General features: G+C 44.5%; 2 protein-coding genes. Both read right to left on the reverse strand.

Annotation, left to right across the window (positions count from 1 at the left end; all coding sequences use genetic code 11):
* Nucleotides 1–438 precede the first annotated feature (438 nt).
* Nucleotides 439–759 carry a GIY-YIG nuclease family protein gene (locus R8269_RS24365; protein ID WP_005463466.1) on the reverse strand — a complete coding sequence of 107 codons (321 nt, stop codon included), beginning with the start codon at nucleotides 757–759 and terminating at the stop codon, nucleotides 439–441.
* Entirely contained in the window at nucleotides 756–1406 is a 651-nt protein-coding gene (locus tag R8269_RS24370; protein ID WP_005499314.1) for a YceH family protein, read from the reverse strand. Before R8269_RS24370 ends, R8269_RS24365 begins: the two co-directional genes overlap by 4 nt.
* Nucleotides 1407–1426 lie beyond the last annotated feature (20 nt).

Here is a 1426-nt window from a genome sequence, read left to right on the forward strand (position 1 = left end):
CCAGTAGCCGTTAAGAACCTGAGAGGCTTGTGAAGCCGGAGACATGCCGACAATTGAAATCAGGGACAATACTAACGCTTTATTCATTTATTGCTCTTTTAGCTTTTTTTATTGAGCCTACTTCAGCTCTGTTTGTGACCTAGCCGAGTCATCCTTTACTCTTGTAATCTACCTTCCACTGAGTGTTTGTTTCAATAGTAAATTTGTCTACTTGGAACAGAACATCGGGCCATTATGCGTCAGAATAGCCATACATGATATACCCAAAGTCCATATGGTATTCTGCTTTTATCTCAAGAAGCTTGGATGTATCGGGCTCGGCCGTATTAGTCAGCTGTATCAATAAATATAAATAAGCCGCCAATGTTGGCGGCTTATAAAAGACAATTGAAATTTAAGAATCCGAAAAACAGGCACTCAAACGGTCACGATGAACCGTTAACTTTGAGAGCAAGACTCAAACATCACTTGCTGATTGTCATCCACGGCAATCAAAGCTTTGAGTTCAACCAACTGCTCTTTCTTGCTCTTGGTTAGTTGTTTGATGAAATACTCAGCGCGCATTGCTGTTACTTTTGAGTCGAAACTAGTCGACCACTCTAAAACAAGAGGCCCTTTACCCTTGAGCGCTTTTGCGCCTTTGCCAAGTTGGTGCTGTTTAAATCGCCTTTCGATGTCATTGGTAACACCGCAATACAGTGCATTACGGTTATTGCGGATCAGATAAACGCTCCAGTGCTGCTCAACGCTTTCACTCATGAAAGTAGAGATTCTACCTGCGCTTTCAATGCATCGAGTTCTTCTCTTAACTCGGCAACTTCTTGCTCTAACTGAGCGACACGTTCTGAGCTTGATGAAGTAGCAGGAACTGCCGCAGCCATTGCTGACACATCGACTTCACCACAGAACAAGTGCATGTAACGAGATTCACGCTTACCAGCTTCACGAGGTAACTTCACCACAAGCGGACCTTTATCTTCGCTAGCAAGATGCTCAAGTACAGCTTCTACTTCTTTTACATCGTGGAAAGTGGCAAGGCGGTTGGTTCGAGTGCGGATCTCGCCTGGCGTTTGCGCTCCGCGCAGTAACATGCAACAGATGATGCCCTTCTCTTGCTCCGACAATTTAAGATCGCCAAACTCGGTGTTGCAAAAACGATGTTGGTACTTGCTAACACGGCTATTGAAAGCGCTCTCATCGCTGACAAGTCGACGCTCAATCAACGCATCAACAGCATCAAGGACGTCAGATTCTGACAATGCCATCACTGGCTCACGGTTGCTTTTTTGGTTACATGCGTTGGTCAACGCGTTCAAACTGAGGGGATATTGGTCGGGGGTGGTCACTTCTTTTTCAATCAAGCAACCAATTACTCGTGCTTCAATTGCCGTTAGCTCAACTTTCATAATGCATTTCCTTATTATTT

This window comes from Vibrio sp. Vb0667, assembly GCF_033391095.1.

What these genes read in the sequence shown, in the direction of transcription:
- R8269_RS24365 (WP_005463466.1), bottom strand. Translation starts at nt 759, where the DNA reads ATGAGTGAAAGCGTTGAGCAGCACTGGAGCGTTTATCTGATCCGCAAT.
- R8269_RS24370 (WP_005499314.1), bottom strand. Translation starts at nt 1,406, where the DNA reads ATGAAAGTTGAGCTAACGGCAATTGAAGCACGAGTAATTGGTTGCTTG.